This is a genomic window from Bacillus sp. EB V-12 (genome assembly GCF_056158125.1).
On record NZ_JBUXJL010000002.1, the window covers coordinates 531558 to 548824 of the forward strand.

The following is a 17267-nucleotide window of genomic DNA, read 5'->3' on the forward strand; positions in this document are numbered from 1 at the left end:
TCTTTTAATCTATTTACTTCGTAATAAATTGTTGTGTCCAGTAGTTGCCGCTTTCTACATAACCAACACCGATGTGAGTGAAGCCGTTATTTAAGATGTTTGCACGGTGTCCAGCGCTGTTCATCCAAGCTTGTACTACTTCTTCAGGTGTACGTTGACCTTGAGCGATGTTTTCACCTGCAGATGTATAAGAAATACCAAATTTCTTCATCATGTCAAACGGAGACCCGTATGTAGGGCTGTTATGATCAAAGTAGTTGTTTTTTTGCATATCTTCAGACTTAATACGTGCTACTTTGCTTAATTCAGTATCGATTTTTAGTGCTGGTAAGCCTTGTTTTGCACGCTCAGCGTTTGTTAATTCAACAACACGTTGTTCAAACTCGCTTAAAGATTTTGCTTCTTCAGCAGGCTTTTGCTCAGCTGGTTTTTGCTCAGCTGGTTTTTGAGTATTGTTGTTTTCAGCAGGCTTTTGAGCTTCTGGTTTTTGAACTTCTTCAGCAGGCTTTTGCTCGGCAGGTTTTTGCTCAACTGGCTTTTGAGTTTCTGGCTTAGCTGTTGGTTGCTCAGTTACAACATTTTCAGTAGGTTGTTGACCAGGAATGAAGCAGTTTGGTTGGAAGTTTCCTTGTTGCCATTGTGCTAATGATTCAACTCCCATAGATTGTAAGAATGCTTGTAATTCTTGTTGGCTCATTTGTTTCATCATTACTTTTGAATGCTGAATATTTTGAACCTTTACGTTAGATGGTTGTACTGTTGCAGCTTGTGCATCTAGAGAAGATACTCCTAAAGTAAGAGCTGTTGCAGCAGCTACAGATAATAAAACACGCTTTTTCATGATGTGTGTCCCCCTATATAAAGTTTTAATTTGTTTTCACACGATTTGTTTTTGACAGCCTGTCTGACTGACAAATTCATCGTAGCATACAATTTGCAAGAAAAAAGATGGAAAAAAATTCATAGACTTTAAAATTACCTAATTTATCCTAAGAGAAGAAGGGAGTAAAAATAAGAGAAATATAGAGTATAAAAGGAATTTATAGTGTTTTTATACTTGGTTTTAAGAGGGGATTTTTGGATAAAGTTACCTAAATAGAAAATGAAGAATCCTATTGTATCAATGGTTTGAACGATTTTTCGAGGAATATAATGGATTGATTTTTACAAAACTGTAATGTTTCTGTTGTTCTTTTTTATAATAAAGTAACATATTTTTAATGTTGTAGCAGACAAAAAAGCGGCTATCTCTTTACATAGACGAAGGAGATAGCCGTTTTCCTATTATTACGTATGTTACGAGTTATTACGAGTTAGTTTCAATTGCTTCTAATAATAAATCCACAATGTGAATTCCTCTCATTTTATGAGAAAGCCCTTCTCGCTCAATGCCCAATTTCATTTGTAATAAACAACCTGGATTTGCAGTAACAATGGTTGCTGCTTCTGTTTCATGCACACGGTCCATTTTGTAATCTAGAAATTCCATTGATAACTCTGAATGAACAATATTGTAAATACCAGCAGAGCCACAGCAGCGGTCGGCATCTTTCATTTCTCGATATGTTGCACCTTGGATAGCCTCTAGTAACATACGAGGTTCAGAAGATGTGCGCATAACATTGCGTAAATGACAAGAGTCTTGATACGTAATAACCTGCGGCGTGAGTCGTAAGTCAGTTCGCTTATGGAAGTCTAGTTCTACTAGTATAGCAGTAATATCTTTAATTTTAGAAACAAACTGCTTAGCACGTTCAGCCCAATCCGGATCATCCTTTAAAAGATAATCATAGTCTACAAGATAAGCCCCGCAACCACCTGCATTCGTAATAATATAGTCGATGTTTAAATTTTCGAATGCTTTTATATTTCGCTTTGCTAATTCTTTTGCTCCACTCTTTTCACCAGCATGTCCATGCAATGCACCGCAGCAACTTTGTGTTTTCGGAATAACGATATCACAACCAGCTAATTGAAGAAGTTTCATCGTTGCATTATTTGTTTCTAAAAACATCGTATCCATTAAGCAGCCTGTAAAGAATGCAACTTGTTTTTTCTTTGTACTTTCTGCAGGTAAAAATGAAGGACGATCTTTCATCGCTTTCATTTTAGGGACTTTTGGTAAAACGAGATCCATCGTTGCAAGGGTTTCAGGGAATAACTTCATAATCCCTGTTTTATGTGTTAGCGTTTGTAAACCAGAACGTTGATAAAATCCGATTAGTCCAGTTAATGTTCTCATTCGATTTTGATGGGGGAATAATCCTTCAAAAACGACTTTTCGAACAGCTTTCACTGGCACTGAGAATTTTTTATTTTGATTAATAATATCACGAGCTTCTTCTAATAAATGTCCATAATTTACACCAGATGGACAAACAGGCTCACAAGCACGGCAACCAAGACAAACGTTTAATGTATGTTCAACATCTTCATCTGGTTCGATTAAACCATCAACGACTGCTTTCATTAATGCAATACGTCCGCGCGGTGAATGTGACTCTTTATATCCGGATTGAATGTAGGTAGGACAAGTAGGTAAACAAAAACCGCATCGCATACAGTTTAGTAATTCATCTTCACTTAATCGTTCTTTAAATTCTTTTTGAATATTTTCTTTATTTAATGTGGTCATCGCTCAACCACCACTCTTTTTCGAGTGTCTTTCGCGAACATTTTTCCAGGATTCATAATGTTATTTGGATCGAAAGCTTGCTTTATTCCTTGCATAGCTGCAATACCTTCTTTACCTAATTTCATTTCTAAATATGGAGCTTTCATTGCACCAACACCATGTTCACCAGTAATTGTGCCACCAAGTTCAATTGCTTTCGCAAATATTTCAGCAAAAGCTTGCTCAGCTCGGTGCATCTCTTCTGCATTACGAGCGTCTGTCATACAAGTTGGATGTAAATTACCATCACCAGCATGTCCAAACGTACAAATAGGAATATTATATTTTTTTGCAATGGCATTAATAGCTTCAACCATCGGAGCGATTTGTGAACGTGGTACAGTCGCATCTTCTAATATTGTAGTAGGTTTTAATCGTGCGAGCGCTGATAGAGCACTACGGCGAGCGGTACGAAGCGCATCTGCTTCTGTTTCACCTTTTGCAACGCGAACATCAACCGCATTCATAGAGTGACAAACGTTAGCCATGTTTTCAATATCTCGATTGACTACTTCGGGCGGACCGTCTTGTTCGATTAATAAAATTGCTTTTACATCTGTAGGTAAACCGATTTGTGCAAACGCTTCTACTACTTCAATTGTCGGTTGGTCTAAAAACTCCAGTGTTGCTGGAATGATTTTATTTGCAATAATAGAAGAAACAGCACGTGCAGCTTCATTAATATCTTCATATAGTGCAAGCATTGTTTTCTTTGTTTCAGGCATAGGAACAAGTTTTAATATAGCTTCTGTTACCACGCCAAGTGTTCCTTCAGAACCGATAAATAAACGAGTTAAATCGTAACCAGCTACATCTTTTGCTAATTTACCACCAGTGCGAATAATATCGCCATTTGGTAAGACAAGTTCAAGCCCCATTACATAATCACGTGTTACGCCATATTTCAAACCGCGTAATCCACCTGAGTTTTCATTAATATTACCGCCGATTGTAGAAATTTTCATCGAGCTTGGATCTGGTGGATAAAATAAACCTTTTTCTTCTACCGCTTTAATAATATCAAGTGTAATGACACCAGCTTGTACAGTAATTGTTAAGTTTTCTTCATCAATTTCTAAAATATTGTTCATATGGCGGAAAATAAGGACGATACCGCCTTCAAGTGGACATGTTCCTGCGCAAAGGTTTGTTCCAGACCCGCGCACATACACAGGGATTTTGTGAGTGTTACATACTTTTAACACTTCAGCTACTTCATTTGTATTACGAGGAGCAATGACTGCATCAGGCATTGCTTGGAAGTTTGGAGTGGCATCATAACTATAAGTTAAACGCCCCATATTGGATGTATCTACATTATCTTCGCCAACAATAGATACGAATGAATGAATAATTTGTTTTTCTAACATTGGAAATCCCCCTCAAACTGTTAACGTGTTTAGTTATAATAAACAACGTGGTAACAGTGCTTTCATTATAATGATAAAAAAGTCGAGGGATTCTTTCTATGTATAATCATCTAAAGATTAATCTGTTTTATCATTCTTTTTTGTATAATTATCTAATAGGAGAAGTGCGAAGTACAAAACGTTTAAGTCTTTGAATTGTTTTGGATCAAGTCCTGTATGTTCTTCAATCTTTTTTAGCCTGTAATGTAATGTGTTAATGTGTATATGTAATTGTTTAGCCGTCTGTTTATAAGATTGGTTATAATCGATAAATAAGCGTAAAGTTTGCATAAGCTCAGGAAATGATAATAAGTTTTCGATGGTACGCTCTAGAAATTGTTCACGCGTTTCGACAGAAATATCTTGTAAACACATTTCTAAACGTAAATCTTCATTAAATACAATTTTTTTCGTCTCCAATGATACAGAAAGAGCGCGTAATGCTTGTTCGTAACATATGCTCATATTGTTTGGGGTAACTGTTTGTCCAATCCCTATATATAAAGGAATAGAAAATAAAGTTTCGCAGTCTTGTTTTAACCGTTTTAAAAATTGATAAGTTTGTTCTTTGTAGCTCATCGCTGTAAATAAAATAAAACGATCATTTCCCCAGCGAACAAATAGATGCTCTTTTGTTAAAATATTACGTATGTGTTGCCATATTTTACGCTGGAGCATCGTGTCATTTTTGCCAATAGAAAACAAAATAAGTTGTTTTTTCTTATATAAATCAATGCCAAGTGTTTTGGCGCGATCAAGAAAACTTGGAGACCACTCTGTATTTTGAAGCCAATCAAAGACAAAAGCTTCATAAGAACGGTGCTCAAGTTCTAGTTGCTCTAAAAAGTAGTTTTCATGAATTAATAATTCGGTCATCTTACGCAATATTTCTCCGTAGCGTGAAATATTTTCAGGTTCTCCTGTAATTCCAATGACACCAATTACTTCATCATGAAATAATAAAGGAAGATTCATCCCAGCCTTTACACCTTGCAATCGCCTTTCATCTTCTTTTGTAATGATGACGGTTTTCTTTTGTTTGGCACAGCGGAGTGCACCTTCATGAAATTGACCAATTCTTTCTGTATCTGTACTTGCGATAATAACGCCTTCTATATTAATGATAATAATATTTTCTGTAATTAGTCTGCGTACTTCTCGTACAATTTTATTCGCTAAATCAGGAAATAGCATAATTGACACACCTCAAATTCTATTTGTTGTACATTATATATGTAAATTGAGTAAGAAAGGGAAATTTCACACTTTCCACACATTTATTTGTTATTTTACAATTATAACGAAATCATCCGAAGATGGAGGGAATCTTTTGAGAAAGTATGTTTTTCTTCTCTGTTTTTTATTTCTACTAGTAGGGTGTCAAGGAAGTTCATATACACCAATTGCTAAAGATAAAAATGTTATTATAACTACGAATATAAAAGAAGGCAGCATTAGTTTTATTGATAAAAAAGATAAAAAGTTAATTACGACATGGGAACTAAATGAGCCAATGGCCGGAATCACACTGCTTCCAAATGGCGATGAAATACTTGTATACGGTAAGCAATTAGAATATATGTATGTATATTCACTAGCGGAAGGAAGGCAAGTGGGAAAATATAAAACTGGAAAGGGCATTGTAAATGTGGTCGTATCAGCAGATAAAAAACAATTATTTGCTGCTGATCAAAATGTTCAAAAGGTAAGGTTCTTTACGATAAATGGGAAAGAGACAGGAAATGTTTCAACAGGAAAAGGGCCTATAACGATGGTAGAGTATCAGAATCGGTTATCTGTACTAAACTTTTATGATACGAAACTAACGACAATTGATACGAAGAAAAAAGAAGTTATTCAATCCTTTATGATTCCGCCAGCATCAACAGGAGCGACGATTAGTCCTGATGGGAAAGAAATATGGATTGGCGGACATGGTGATGGAAATCAAGTAAATGAGAAAGTGTTAGTGTATTCTTTACAGAGTGGAGAAATGGTGCGTTCTTTACACGCTCCATTTATGCCTGTGAATATAACGAGGGATAGTAAGTATGTATATGCACTCAGTCATGGGTCGAATACACTTAGAAAGTTTGATATTAGAACATATAAAGAAATAGCTTCTGTAGAAGTAGGGTCGAATCCATTTGCATTTTTTGAGAGCGGAGCAGAAGGGTATGTAGCCAGTTATGATAGTGATGAAGTGTGCGTTATAGATATGAAGAATTTGAAAATAAAACAAACAATTAAAGTCGGAAAAGGACCGTTTCAACTCATAGAGAGGGAAGGGAAGGACAATGAATAAATATAGAGTGCTAGTTGTAGATGATGAAAGTGATATGAGACAGCTTGTTGGAATGTATTTGGATAACTTTGGATATGAGTGGGGAGAAGCTGAGAATGGAAAAGAGGCTCTTAAAAAACTAGAAACGGATCATTATGATTTCGTTGTATTAGATATAATGATGCCAGAAATGGATGGACTTTCAGTTTGTAAAGAAATTAGAAAAACGTCAGATGTGCCGATTATATTTTTAACGGCAAAAGGTGAAGAGTGGAATAGGGTGAACGGCTTACGTATGGGAGCAGATGACTATATTGTAAAACCGTTTAGTCCTGGTGAATTGGTTGCCCGTATGGAAGCTGTGCTAAGAAGATATACAAAGCAAGAACAGCAAGAAGAGATTCAATTTGGACCAATTCTTATCAATGAAAAAAGTAGACGAATAGAGGCGGATGGTGAGTCGATTTCTCTTACTGTAAAAGAGTTTGATTTATTATATTTTCTTTGCCAACATACAGGACAAGTATTTAGCCGGGAGCAATTACTTGAAAAGGTATGGGGATATGATTATGCCGGAAGTACAAGAACGGTAGATACGCATGTGAAAACGATGCGCTTGAAGCTTGGAGAAAGTGGAAACTACATTCAAACTGTTTGGGGTGTAGGCTATAAATTTGAGGTGTAACGTATGTTTACGATGGTACAAAAACTTTGGCTTACAGTAGTATGTGCAGTATGTGTAACAGTGTCCTTTCTTTATTTCGTATCTTTATACTCGTATGAAAAATTATACGTTGATAATTTAAAAGCTTCGTTAGTAATGGAAGGAAAAAGTCTTGCTGCTCAATATGATAAGCGTGAAGGAATATCAACTTTTGAAGAGAAAGTAAGATCGTTTGATCAAATATCTAGTTCAGACGTTATTTTCGTGTCTAATCCGCGTGATTTAAGCGCATGTTTGCCTTTTGATGTGCATCATCATTCTCTTATAAGTGAAGGAGATAGGCAAACGCTATTAGACGGGAAAACTGTGACAAAAATAGGATATGAAGAACATTTTGACCGTAATATTATGGGGGTTGTCATCCCTGTATTGGAAAATAAAAAATTAGTCGGAATTGTCTATTCGTATATTCCTTTAAAAAGTATAAAAGATTTAATCTATGATATGGGTCTTATTTTAGCACCGTTAGCAATTGCTATGATTTTAATTACGATATGGGTTGGAAGGAAAATTATAATTGCAATTACGAAGCCACTTTCGCAAATGGAGCGGGTTGCAAATCATTTGGCTACGGGAGATTTTTCGGAGCGGATTACAGTTTCTTCAGAGGATGAAATTGGACGATTAGGAAAAGCATTTAATAAAATGGCAAATTCATTAGAAACAGAAGATGTAAAGCGTAAGGAATTTTTAGCAAATGTTTCGCATGAACTTAGAACACCACTTAGTTATATAAAAGGGTATAGCGAGGCTATTTTAGATGGTGTTGCAAAGGGACCGCAGCAGGAAAAAGTAACGCAGCTAATTCATAAAGAAGCAGGTCGTATGCAGCGTCTCGTTCATGACTTGTTAGACTTAGCACAATTAGAAGGTGAGCACTTTCCGTTAAAGAAGCAACCTATCGTTTTTTCACAGCTGATTGAAGACGTATTAGATACGTATGAGATTAAGTTTATAGAAAAGGAAATTCATATTTCAACTAATTTAAATCCAGAGGTCATTGTCATGATTGATGAAGATCGTATGCAACAAGTGCTTCATAATGTGTTAGATAATGCGATACGGTATACAAATCAAAAAGGAAATATCGTTATAACTTTAGAGCAAATCGATGATTACTGTGAATTAAAAATAAAAGATACAGGAATTGGTATTGATATAGAACATTTGGAGAATCTTGGAGAACGCTTTTACCGAGTTGATAAAGCGAGAAGTCGTCAACATGGTGGAACAGGTTTAGGCCTTGCTATTGTGAAACAAATTGTTCATATACATGGTGGACAGTGGAAAATTGAAAGTGAAAAAGATAAGGGAACAACGGTTATTATTAAACTGAATGTACAGGATGAGGGGAGCATGTTCTAATTTTTAGGACATGTTCTTTATATTGAAGAAAATATTTATCCCGCTATTCGCCGGGCAGTAAGACCCTCACCTCAAAATTCAACGGAAGCAAAGAAGTTAGGTGGAGGCCCTGCTGCCCGTAAAAGTCCGATTCGTGAGGGCTAATAATCAGTGGGCGATGAACAAAACCCCCACTGATTAAAGTTTCACTTTATACGTAAAAATATAAATTAATATGTAATAAATATCGAAAATTTGACTATTTTATGAACAAAACATTTGTACTTCTTATCAATTCGGTCTAAAATAGTTATGATGCAAAGTTCTTATAAATCGTTTCAATTGTTGTTTGGAAGATACTGAGGTGATTTAACTGGAGTACAAATCTATTAAACCGAAAAAAATTTACGAAGAAGTATCTGAAGCTATTTTAACAATGATTAAAAATGGTACGTTAAAACCTGGTGACAAACTACTCCCTGTGCATCAATTAGCTGAGCAGTTTCAAGTTGGCAGATCTGCTGTTCGTGAAGCGCTAAGTGCGCTAAGAGCGATGGGCTTAATTGAGATGAAACAAGGAGAAGGTACATATGTGAAGAACTTCGATTCTTCTTCATTAACGAAATCATTAAACAATAGATTATTAATGAAGAAAGAAGATATTTTGAATTTATTAGAAGTACGAAAGGTGCTTGAAGTGGGGGCAGTTCGAGTAGCGGCGGCAAAACGTACGGAAGATAATTTACAAAATATGAAACATTGGTTAGATGAAATGGCAAAGAGCATTGGAGATGAAAAGGCTGGCGAAAAAGCCGATTTTCAATTTCATATGGGAATTGCAGAGTCTTCGCATAATAACATTTTGCTTGAACTCATGAATCATGTTTCAGAGATGATTGCTGAAACAATTGGTGAATCAAGACGCATTATTTTATATGGTGAACAAACGACATCAGAACGACTTATAGAAGAGCATCAAGTTATATATGATGCGGTGTTAAAACAAGATGTAGAATTAGCGCAGCAAGCAATGCTAGATCATTTAACAAATGTAGAACATATTGTCACAGGTAAAAACGATATAAATTCGTAATTTAATCTTTTAAAAATTTAATTTTCTGATAAAATAGAGAAAGATTAAGTAAGCGTTTTCTTTAGAAGAGGGAGAGGATAGGCCACGGTTGAGCCTATTTCTTCTCTACTAAGTCATCTGATGACCATATGTTTGTTGGTGAAGTTGTAAAAAGGGGGAGTAATAGTTATGAAAGTTACTTTATTTGTTACTTGTTTAGTCGATATGTTTGAAACAAATGTCGGCAAAGCAACAGTTGAAGTGTTGGAGCGTTTAGGTTGTGAAATTGAATTTCCAGAAGCACAAGTTTGTTGTGGGCAGCCTGCTTATAATAGCGGCCATGTAGAAGCAGCAAAAGAAGCGATGAAACATATGATTGAAACTTTCGAAGATGCAGAATATATCGTTACGCCATCTGGTTCTTGTGCGACAATGTTTCATGAGTATCCGCATGTTTTCAAAGATGATCCAAAGTGGGCTAAACGTGCACAAAAAGTTGCTGATAAAACTTATGAATTTACACAGTTTATTGTAGATGTTTTAAAAGTTACAGATGTTGGTGCAAGTTTACCAGGGATAGCTACTATTCATAAATCATGTCATATGACGCGTATGCTTGGAGTAAAAGAAGCACCAGGAATTTTATTATCAAATGTAAAAGGATTAACTGTGAGAGATTTGCCAAACGTGCAAAATTGTTGCGGGTTTGGGGGAACGTTTTCAGTTAAGATGACTCCAATTTCTGAGCAAATGGTAGACGAAAAAGTAGATAGTGTCATGGAAACAGGTGCAGATTATTTAATCGGTGCAGATTGTGGGTGTTTGTTAAACATTGGCGGACGTATTGAGCGTTTAGGAAAAGAAGTAAAAGTAATGCATATTGCTGAGGTACTGAATAGTCGCTCATGAAGGGGGAACATAAGCTATGTCTATGAAAATCAGTGAGAAAAAATTTAATGATCGCGTTGGTGATGGAATTCAAGATTCGTTTATGCGCGGAGCAGTATCTTCTGCACAAACGCGTTTATATACGAATCGCTTAAAAGCTGCAGATGAATTAGGAAACTGGGAAGAGTGGCGTGAACTAGGTGAACAAATTCGTCAACATACGTTAGAAAATCTGGATTATTACTTAATGCAGTTAAGTGAAAATGTATCAAAAAGAGGCGGACACGTGTACTTTGCGAAGACGAAAGAGGAAGCTGCAAAGTATATTCAAGACGTTGCCAAAAAGAAACAAGCGAAAAAAGTAGTAAAATCAAAGTCGATGGTAACAGAAGAAATTAGTATGAACCATGCGCTTGAAGAGATTGGCTGTGAAGTGTTAGAGAGTGACTTAGGAGAGTATATCTTGCAAGTAGATAACGATCCACCTTCACATATTATTGCACCTGCACTTCATAAAAATAGAACGCAAATTCGCGATGTATTTAAAGAAAAGCTAGGCTATGAAAATTCTGATGACCCATATGAAATGACAAAGTTTGTTCGTAAACAACTTCGTGAGAAATTTATGGATGCAGAAATTGGTGTAACTGGTTGTAACTTTGCTGTTGCAAATACTGGATCTCTTTGTTTAGTAACGAATGAAGGTAATGCAGATCTTGTTATGTCAATTCCTAAAACACAAATTGCGGTAATGGGTATGGAACGTATGGTTCCGACAATGGAAGAATTAGATGTTTTAGTTGGTTTACTATGTCGTAGTGCAGTAGGTCAAAAATTAACAAGTTATGTAACAGTAGCAGGACCAATTCAAGAAGAGGAAGTTGATGGACCTGAAGAATTCCATTTAGTGGTTGTTGATAATGGTCGCTCTCAAATTCTTGGATCTGAATTCCGTTCCGTATTACAATGTATTCGTTGCGCTGCTTGTGTTAACGTATGTCCTGTATATCGTCACGTTGGTGGACATTCATATGGATCGATTTACTCAGGACCAATCGGTGCGGTATTAACACCGCTTCTAGGTGGATATGATGATTACAAAGAGCTTCCTTATGCATCTAGTTTATGCGGAGCATGTACAGAAGCTTGTCCAGTAAAAATTCCATTGCATGATTTATTATTAAAACATCGTCAAGTCATCGTTGAGCAAGAAGGTCGTGCACCACTTGCAGAAAAACTAGCGATGAAAATGTTTAGTATGGGTGCTTCTTCAGCTGCTTTATATAAAATGGGTTCAAAAATGGCACCAGCGGCAATGAGTCCATTTACATCTGGTAATCGTGTATCAAAAGGTGTTGGACCACTTAAAAACTGGACGGATATTCGTGAATTCCCAGCTCCAAGTAAAGAACGATTCCGTGATTGGTATAAAGATCATAAGAAAGGCGGGGATAAATAATGACAGGATTAATTCAAAACCGTGATGCCTTTCTAGATAACATTGCAAAAGAACTTGGGCGCGCACGTAAAACAGAAGGTGTAGAGCGTCCAGTATGGAAAAGTAATGTGAATATAGAAACGTTAAAAGATTATTCACAAGAAGAATTACTAGAAGTGTTTAAAAAGCAATGTACAAACATTCATACAACTGTAGTAGAAACGACAAATGACCGTTTAGGTGAAGACCTTCAAAAAGTAATCATGGAAAACGGCGGGGGACCTATTTTATTATCAGCAGATGATCGTTTTGATGCATATGGTTTAACATCTTTATTTAAAGAAGAACTTCCAAAGCGAGACGTTGAAGTAAACGTATGGGATCCAGAGAGAAAAGACGAAAATATGCGTTTAGCTGAAAAAGCGAATATTGGTATTGCATTTAGTGATTATACATTAGCCGAATCTGGTACAATTGTTGTACAAAGTCATAAAGGGCAGGGACGTTCTTTACACTTTTTACCGACTGTATATTTTGCTATTATTCCACGTGAAACACTTGTGCCTCGTATTACACAAGCAGTTCAGGATATGAACTCACGCGTAGAAAATGGGGAGACAGCGGCATCTTGTATTAACTTTATTACAGGGCCAAGTAACTCGGCTGACATTGAGATGAATCTTGTTGTCGGAGTACATGGACCATTAAAAGCAGTATATTTCATCGTATAAAAGAGGGGAAAGCAGGCCGGAAAATGGCCTGCTTTTTTAGTAGAATAAAGGATAATATGAAGTAGAAGTTCTCTCCTTTTTTTGCTATGTTTTTTTGGAAAGGAGAGGAAGGGATGTTCACTTATTTATATGCACTGTTAGCAGGGATGGTGTTTGGTTCTTTTTTTATGTTAGTTGCGGTGAGGGTTCCATTAGGTGCGTCTATTATTACCCCGCGTTCACATTGTTATTATTGCAAATATGTGCTAAGGCCAAAAGAACTAATCCCCATCATTTCATTTTATATACAAAGAGGCTGTTGTACGAATTGTAAGAGGAAAATTCCAATTATATATGTAGCATTTGAATGTATAACAGGAAGTATATTTCTTCTTACCGTGTATATGATTGGAATAGAACGAGAACTTATTATCATTTTATCCCTTTTTTCGCTACTTCTTATTATTTCAGTTACAGATTACTTATATATGTTAATTCCTGATTGTATTTTAATTTCGTTTGCCGTTTTACTCATTCTCGAAAGTATTTTTGTACAATTAGTTACTTGGACAGATAGTATAGTTGGTAGTGGTGTTATATTCCTTTTGTTATATTGCATGCAAAAGATATATCCAGAAGGGCTTGGCGGAGGAGATATAAAACTACTTTCGTTACTTGGTTTTATAGTAGGAGTGAAGGGAGTTTTTATCGTTTTATTTTTAGCATCTTGTTTTAGTCTTTGTTTTTTCGGGATTGGTATCGTATTAAAACGTATAGAAGTAGGAAAGCCAATTCCATTTGGTCCTTTTATTAGTCTTGGGGCAATGTGTTATGTATTGGCCGCATATTCAAATTAGAGAGGGAGTCAAAAATGAACGTATATATGGATGATCAAAGAAGTTGCCCGTTCGGGTATGTGTCCGCAACTACGGTAGAATGTGCCTTGCAAATGGTTCGGAATTATGATGTGAATATTCTTTCCCTTGATTTTAATATGGGGTGGAGAGCAAAAAATGGACTAGATTTTGTAGAAGCTTTTTGTACAGAGGGATTATATGTGAATGAAATTCACCTTCATACGAATGATGTCATCGGTATGCACAAGATGAAACAGAGAATGGATAAGGGAAAAGAAGAAGGAGAAATTAATCCTCACCTTGTTGTTAAATACGTGGGAAGCTAAAAACTCCAAAGTAAAACTTTGGAGTTTTTAATGTTTCATATGTGCTTGTAAAGGAATAATCTCTTCTTGTTGAGCTGCTGCGATTTCAGTTTCTTCCTGTTGAACTTCAGGTGTTTTCTTTGTTAAGTAGTGGTATACCATACCGACAAATACTGATCCGCCAATAATGTTACCGATTGTAACAGGAATTAAGTTATGAATAGCACCTGAAAAAGAAATTGTCTCAGGATGCGGTGAAACTAAAGATAAAGCAAAGAGTGATAAGTTTGCAATACTATGTTCGTAACCAGATAAGAAGAATGTGAAAACAAGTAGCATCATGACTATTATTTTTGCTGTGTCACCTTTAACCTGAGAAGGTAAGAAACAAGCAAGACATACGAGCCAGTTACATAAAATGGCTTTAAAGAATAACTGCATTGTAGGTGTGTTCATCTTTCCTTCAACGACTTTACTCATTAAGTGACCGTGATCAATTGCTTCAAAAATTCCAGTTGCGTAAAATAGTAAGGCAAAGAATAACGCGCCGGCTAAGTTACCTGCATAACAAGCAACCCAGTTACGTAGTGTATCAGAAATCGTTGTTTCTTTTCTTAAAGTTGCTACAGTAAAGTACATTGTGTTCCCAGTAAACAATTCAGCACCGCCATATATAATAAGTACGAGAGCAATCCCGAAAAACATAGAAGCAGCTAAATAAGTTGCTGGTGAATCTGCAATGTGAAAAAAGTTACCTAATTTAAAACATAGTACAATAATAAAACCGATATAAATACCCGCAAGTGCAGCACGAATGAAATATTGCATTGGGTTTGTATCTAGTATTTTCTTTTTGCTTTTAGCCAGTTTGACAACATAATCTAGTCCTTGTTCTAGCATGAGTAATACGCTCCTTTAGTAAATCTTCTATAAATACTCCTTATATGAATAAAGTACATGGAATTGTTCTCACTTTCAATAAGTTTGTGCAATGTTTCACAAAAAGGACATACATACATTAAGAAAACGTTTACAAAAGGTAGTATAATGGAATTTTTTCTGGACATTGGGAGGAAGAAAGAAAAAGAAAAAGCGCTGTAATTACAGCGCTTTTTCGTCTAAATTCTTTTCTACTTTTACTTCTACTTCTTTTGAGAAGAACCAACCACCAACTGCGATTCCGACTAATACAATCCAGAATGTAAGCTTCCACGGAGTGGATTCTGGGAATGAATGTGGAATTACATTTAATGCAGGGTGTGCTAATGTATAAACTGCTAGCTTCACACCAACCCAACCTACAATTAAGAATGCTGCGGTTTCAAGTCCTGGTTTACGTTTTAAGATTTGTACGAAAGCAGTTGCTGCAAATCGCATAATGATTAATCCGATAAGTCCACCTACAAAGATAACAACGAATTGCCCAGTATCAAGACTACCAATTGTACCTAATCCTGTTTTTGGTAAAGTCATTGCTAGTGCAACAGCAGCTAAAATTGAATCAACTGCGAAGGCGATATCAGCAACCTCAACTTTAAATACAGTCCACCAAAAGTTCTCTTGTTTTTTCTTTGCTTCTTTTTCTTCTGTTTCTTCATCTGTGTTCTTTTTAACATATGTTTTAAATAAGTGATTACCAGCGATAAACATAAGGTAGATGGCACCGATTGCTTGCACTTGCCATACATCGACTAAGAACGAAATCATAAATAACGATCCAAATCGGAAAACAAATGCCCCCGCTAATCCATAAAATAGTGCTTTCTTTCTTTTTTCTTCTGGTAAATGTTTTACCATAATTGCAAGAACAAGAGCGTTATCAGCCGCTAAAATCCCTTCAAGTGCAATTAGGATGAGTAATACCCAACCATACTCCAATAATAATGATACATCCATGTACATTCTCCTCTCATTTCTATAAGTTCTAAATAAGTGAAGAATTTCCCCACTATTTAGTTTCCCCATACTCCTGCCTATTAACTTTGGAAGAATCTGGAAGTGAATGCAAAAAAGACCTCTGCCGTTAATAGGCAAAGGTCTTGCTAGACATATGTAATAAAAAATGCCAACAAAGCCGGAAGAACTAAGTTCTACGTAATGACGACTTTGTTTCCAAGAAATATTCTTGGACGCTACTCCCCTTTGGAGATATGTTATTGTATTCTCATTATATGGATAATTTATACGGTTGTCAACCTGTTAAAATATCTTCATTCGGATATTTTATTTTCAGGTTCTTTTTACGAGCAAATGAAAAAGCCAATGTTAAAGGACCCATTTTCCCGAAAAACATCATAAAGATAATAATAGCTTTTCCGATTATAGTTAAGTGGGGTGTTAAATTCATACTGAGGCCAACAGTCCCAAATGCTGAAAATACTTCGAAAGCACTCATCAATAGAGGAACTCGCTCAGTAATACTCAAAATTAAAATAGCAAAAAAGATAAATGAAATTGAAATAATAGTAATGGTTAATGATTTGACAATGAGAGTATCTTTAATGGATTTTTTAAATACGACAATATCCTCTTGTTGTTGTAAAAATTTAAATACGCCAAAAAATATGATTAAAAATGTTGTTAACTTAATCCCACCACCAGTTGAAGCGCTACCAGCACCAATAAACATAAGGAGCATCATTAATAGAAGAGAAGGTTTTGACAATGTAGAAATATCAACTGTATTAAACCCGGCAGTTCGCGTTGAAATTGCTTGGAAATAAGAGGCTAATCCTTCTTCAAATGGGGTAAAACCTCTCATAGAAAGGGAGTTATGGAACTCGAATATAAAAATAAAAAGGGTAGCAATAATGTTGACGATTAGAGTAGAAGAGAGCATAAGTTTTGAATGTAGTGTAAGGTTTTTAAAGTTTTTCTTTCTTTTTATGTCTACGATTACTGTAAAACCAATTCCACCTAAAATGATGAGAGAGGAAATGACGAGATTGACAAGAATGCTATGAGAATGGGACATTAAATTATCGCTCCACACAGAAAAGCCAGCATTGTTAAAGGCTGAGATTGAATGGAAAAAACTATAATAGATCCCTTTCATAACCCCATATTTTGGTACCCATTCAAAAGAAAGAATTATAGTAGCGATACATTCGACTGTAAAAGAGAATAAAAATAATGCTTTGGCAAGACGGATGATGCCGCCGATATTCGTTTGATTTAATGCTTGTTGCAGTAAAATCCGATTTTGAAGACCGATTTTTCTTCCGAGCATAATCGCAATTAAGACAGCAAAGCTCATAATGCCAAGCCCGCCAACTTGTATAAGCGTTAAAATGACACATTGTCCAAACAAAGTAAATACTTTTCCAGTATCTACAACACCAAGCCCAGTAACAGTACAAGCGGAAACGGTTGTAAATAAGGCATCGAGCCATGAAATGGACGTTGTCGTAGCAATGGGTAGTTTTAATAAACATGTGCCGACAACTGATAATACAAGAAAAGACAAAGTAAGAACGCGGGGAGGGCTCATGCTAATATTAATCCGTTTCATTTCACATATCGCTCCTTTCGTTTTGCTTTGATTAGTATGTGAAAAAGCACC

Annotated in this window: 16 protein-coding genes and 1 riboswitch; of the genes, 9 read left to right on the forward strand and 7 right to left on the reverse strand. The window is 35.9% G+C overall.

The window, feature by feature from the left end; translation table 11 throughout:
- Nucleotides 1-13: 13 nt before the first annotated feature.
- The 4 genes from ACZDYH_RS09325 to ACZDYH_RS09340 all read right to left on the reverse strand — a co-directional run bounded on the left by ACZDYH_RS09325 (nt 14) and on the right by ACZDYH_RS09340 (nt 5286).
- Nucleotides 14-841 (reverse strand): CAP domain-containing protein, encoded by an 828-nt coding sequence (locus tag ACZDYH_RS09325; RefSeq protein WP_000747596.1) that lies wholly within the window; start codon nt 839-841, stop codon nt 14-16.
- A 465-nt stretch (nt 842-1306) separates the two neighbouring features.
- Entirely contained in the window at nt 1307-2635 is a 1329-nt protein-coding gene (locus ACZDYH_RS09330) for a (Fe-S)-binding protein (protein ID WP_025687758.1), read from the reverse strand.
- Complete coding sequence (gene glcD, locus ACZDYH_RS09335; protein WP_434713820.1) at nt 2632-4044, reverse strand: glycolate oxidase subunit GlcD; 1413 nt, start codon at nt 4042-4044, stop codon at nt 2632-2634. Before glcD ends, ACZDYH_RS09330 begins: the two co-directional genes overlap by 4 nt.
- A 117-nt stretch (nt 4045-4161) precedes the next feature.
- Nucleotides 4162-5286 (reverse strand): CdaR family transcriptional regulator, encoded by a 1125-nt coding sequence (locus tag ACZDYH_RS09340; protein WP_116269183.1) that lies wholly within the window; start codon nt 5284-5286, stop codon nt 4162-4164.
- 127 nt (nt 5287-5413) lie between these two features.
- Between ACZDYH_RS09340 and ACZDYH_RS09345 the strand changes: the two genes are divergently transcribed.
- From ACZDYH_RS09345 to ACZDYH_RS09385, 9 genes are all read left to right on the forward strand, one after another.
- Complete coding sequence (locus ACZDYH_RS09345) at nt 5414-6388, forward strand: YncE family protein (protein ID WP_001234152.1); 975 nt, start codon at nt 5414-5416, stop codon at nt 6386-6388.
- Nucleotides 6381-7052 carry a response regulator transcription factor gene (locus ACZDYH_RS09350; protein WP_001046397.1) on the forward strand — a complete coding sequence of 224 codons (672 nt, stop codon included), beginning with the start codon at nt 6381-6383 and terminating at the stop codon, nt 7050-7052. Before ACZDYH_RS09345 ends, ACZDYH_RS09350 begins: the two co-directional genes overlap by 8 nt.
- 3 nt (nt 7053-7055) lie before the next feature.
- Nucleotides 7056-8456 carry a sensor histidine kinase gene (locus ACZDYH_RS09355; protein WP_000494796.1) on the forward strand — a complete coding sequence of 467 codons (1401 nt, stop codon included), beginning with the start codon at nt 7056-7058 and terminating at the stop codon, nt 8454-8456.
- Nucleotides 8457-8838: 382 nt separating this feature from the next.
- On the forward strand, nt 8839-9528 hold the full coding sequence (locus tag ACZDYH_RS09360; RefSeq protein WP_254904515.1) for a FadR/GntR family transcriptional regulator: 690 nt from the start codon (nt 8839-8841) through the stop codon (nt 9526-9528).
- A gap of 168 nt (nt 9529-9696) precedes the next feature.
- On the forward strand, nt 9697-10416 hold the full coding sequence (locus ACZDYH_RS09365) for a (Fe-S)-binding protein (protein ID WP_000869148.1): 720 nt from the start codon (nt 9697-9699) through the stop codon (nt 10414-10416).
- A 16-nt stretch (nt 10417-10432) separates the two neighbouring features.
- Nucleotides 10433-11854 carry a LutB/LldF family L-lactate oxidation iron-sulfur protein gene (locus tag ACZDYH_RS09370; RefSeq protein WP_000061930.1) on the forward strand — a complete coding sequence of 474 codons (1422 nt, stop codon included), beginning with the start codon at nt 10433-10435 and terminating at the stop codon, nt 11852-11854.
- Nucleotides 11854-12564 (forward strand): LutC/YkgG family protein, encoded by a 711-nt coding sequence (locus ACZDYH_RS09375; protein WP_000147187.1) that lies wholly within the window; start codon nt 11854-11856, stop codon nt 12562-12564. The genes ACZDYH_RS09370 and ACZDYH_RS09375 overlap by 1 nt, the downstream gene beginning before the upstream one ends.
- 113 nt (nt 12565-12677) lie before the next feature.
- A complete protein-coding gene (locus ACZDYH_RS09380; RefSeq protein WP_000495725.1) occupies nt 12678-13400 on the forward strand; it encodes a prepilin peptidase in 723 nt (240 codons plus the stop codon).
- Nucleotides 13401-13414: 14 nt separating this feature from the next.
- A complete protein-coding gene (locus tag ACZDYH_RS09385; protein ID WP_001103771.1) occupies nt 13415-13726 on the forward strand; it encodes a cyclic-phosphate processing receiver domain-containing protein in 312 nt (103 codons plus the stop codon).
- 27 nt (nt 13727-13753) lie between these two features.
- Here ACZDYH_RS09385 and ACZDYH_RS09390 read toward each other — a convergent pair whose 3' ends face one another.
- The 3 genes from ACZDYH_RS09390 to ACZDYH_RS09400 form a co-directional block, all read right to left on the reverse strand.
- On the reverse strand, nt 13754-14605 hold the full coding sequence (locus tag ACZDYH_RS09390; protein ID WP_000893026.1) for a formate/nitrite transporter family protein: 852 nt from the start codon (nt 14603-14605) through the stop codon (nt 13754-13756).
- A gap of 201 nt (nt 14606-14806) precedes the next feature.
- On the reverse strand, nt 14807-15601 hold the full coding sequence (locus ACZDYH_RS09395; RefSeq protein ID WP_000383326.1) for a TerC family protein: 795 nt from the start codon (nt 15599-15601) through the stop codon (nt 14807-14809).
- A gap of 90 nt (nt 15602-15691) precedes the next feature.
- Nucleotides 15692-15858, reverse strand: a riboswitch (yybP-ykoY riboswitch).
- Nucleotides 15859-15896: 38 nt separating this feature from the next.
- Nucleotides 15897-17216: a TrkH family potassium uptake protein gene (locus tag ACZDYH_RS09400; protein WP_000822361.1), complete on the reverse strand. Its 1320-nt coding sequence runs from the start codon at nt 17214-17216 to the stop codon at nt 15897-15899.
- Nucleotides 17217-17267: the final 51 nt, after the last annotated feature.

Bases quoted from the DNA above. Each gene is read 5' to 3' on its own strand.
- ACZDYH_RS09325 (WP_000747596.1), bottom strand. From the start codon at position 841: ATGAAAAAGCGTGTTTTATTATCTGTAGCTGCTGCAACAGCTCTTACT.
- ACZDYH_RS09330 (WP_025687758.1), bottom strand. From the start codon at position 2,635: ATGACCACATTAAATAAAGAAAATATTCAAAAAGAATTTAAAGAACGA.
- glcD (WP_434713820.1), bottom strand. From the start codon at position 4,044: ATGTTAGAAAAACAAATTATTCATTCATTCGTATCTATTGTTGGCGAA.
- ACZDYH_RS09350 (WP_001046397.1), top strand. From the start codon at position 6,381: ATGAATAAATATAGAGTGCTAGTTGTAGATGATGAAAGTGATATGAGA.
- ACZDYH_RS09355 (WP_000494796.1), top strand. From the start codon at position 7,056: ATGTTTACGATGGTACAAAAACTTTGGCTTACAGTAGTATGTGCAGTA.
- ACZDYH_RS09365 (WP_000869148.1), top strand. From the start codon at position 9,697: ATGAAAGTTACTTTATTTGTTACTTGTTTAGTCGATATGTTTGAAACA.
- ACZDYH_RS09370 (WP_000061930.1), top strand. From the start codon at position 10,433: ATGTCTATGAAAATCAGTGAGAAAAAATTTAATGATCGCGTTGGTGAT.
- ACZDYH_RS09375 (WP_000147187.1), top strand. From the start codon at position 11,854: ATGACAGGATTAATTCAAAACCGTGATGCCTTTCTAGATAACATTGCA.
- ACZDYH_RS09380 (WP_000495725.1), top strand. From the start codon at position 12,678: ATGTTCACTTATTTATATGCACTGTTAGCAGGGATGGTGTTTGGTTCT.
- ACZDYH_RS09385 (WP_001103771.1), top strand. From the start codon at position 13,415: ATGAACGTATATATGGATGATCAAAGAAGTTGCCCGTTCGGGTATGTG.
- ACZDYH_RS09390 (WP_000893026.1), bottom strand. From the start codon at position 14,605: ATGCTAGAACAAGGACTAGATTATGTTGTCAAACTGGCTAAAAGCAAA.
- ACZDYH_RS09395 (WP_000383326.1), bottom strand. From the start codon at position 15,601: ATGGATGTATCATTATTATTGGAGTATGGTTGGGTATTACTCATCCTA.
- ACZDYH_RS09400 (WP_000822361.1), bottom strand. From the start codon at position 17,216: ATGAAACGGATTAATATTAGCATGAGCCCTCCCCGCGTTCTTACTTTG.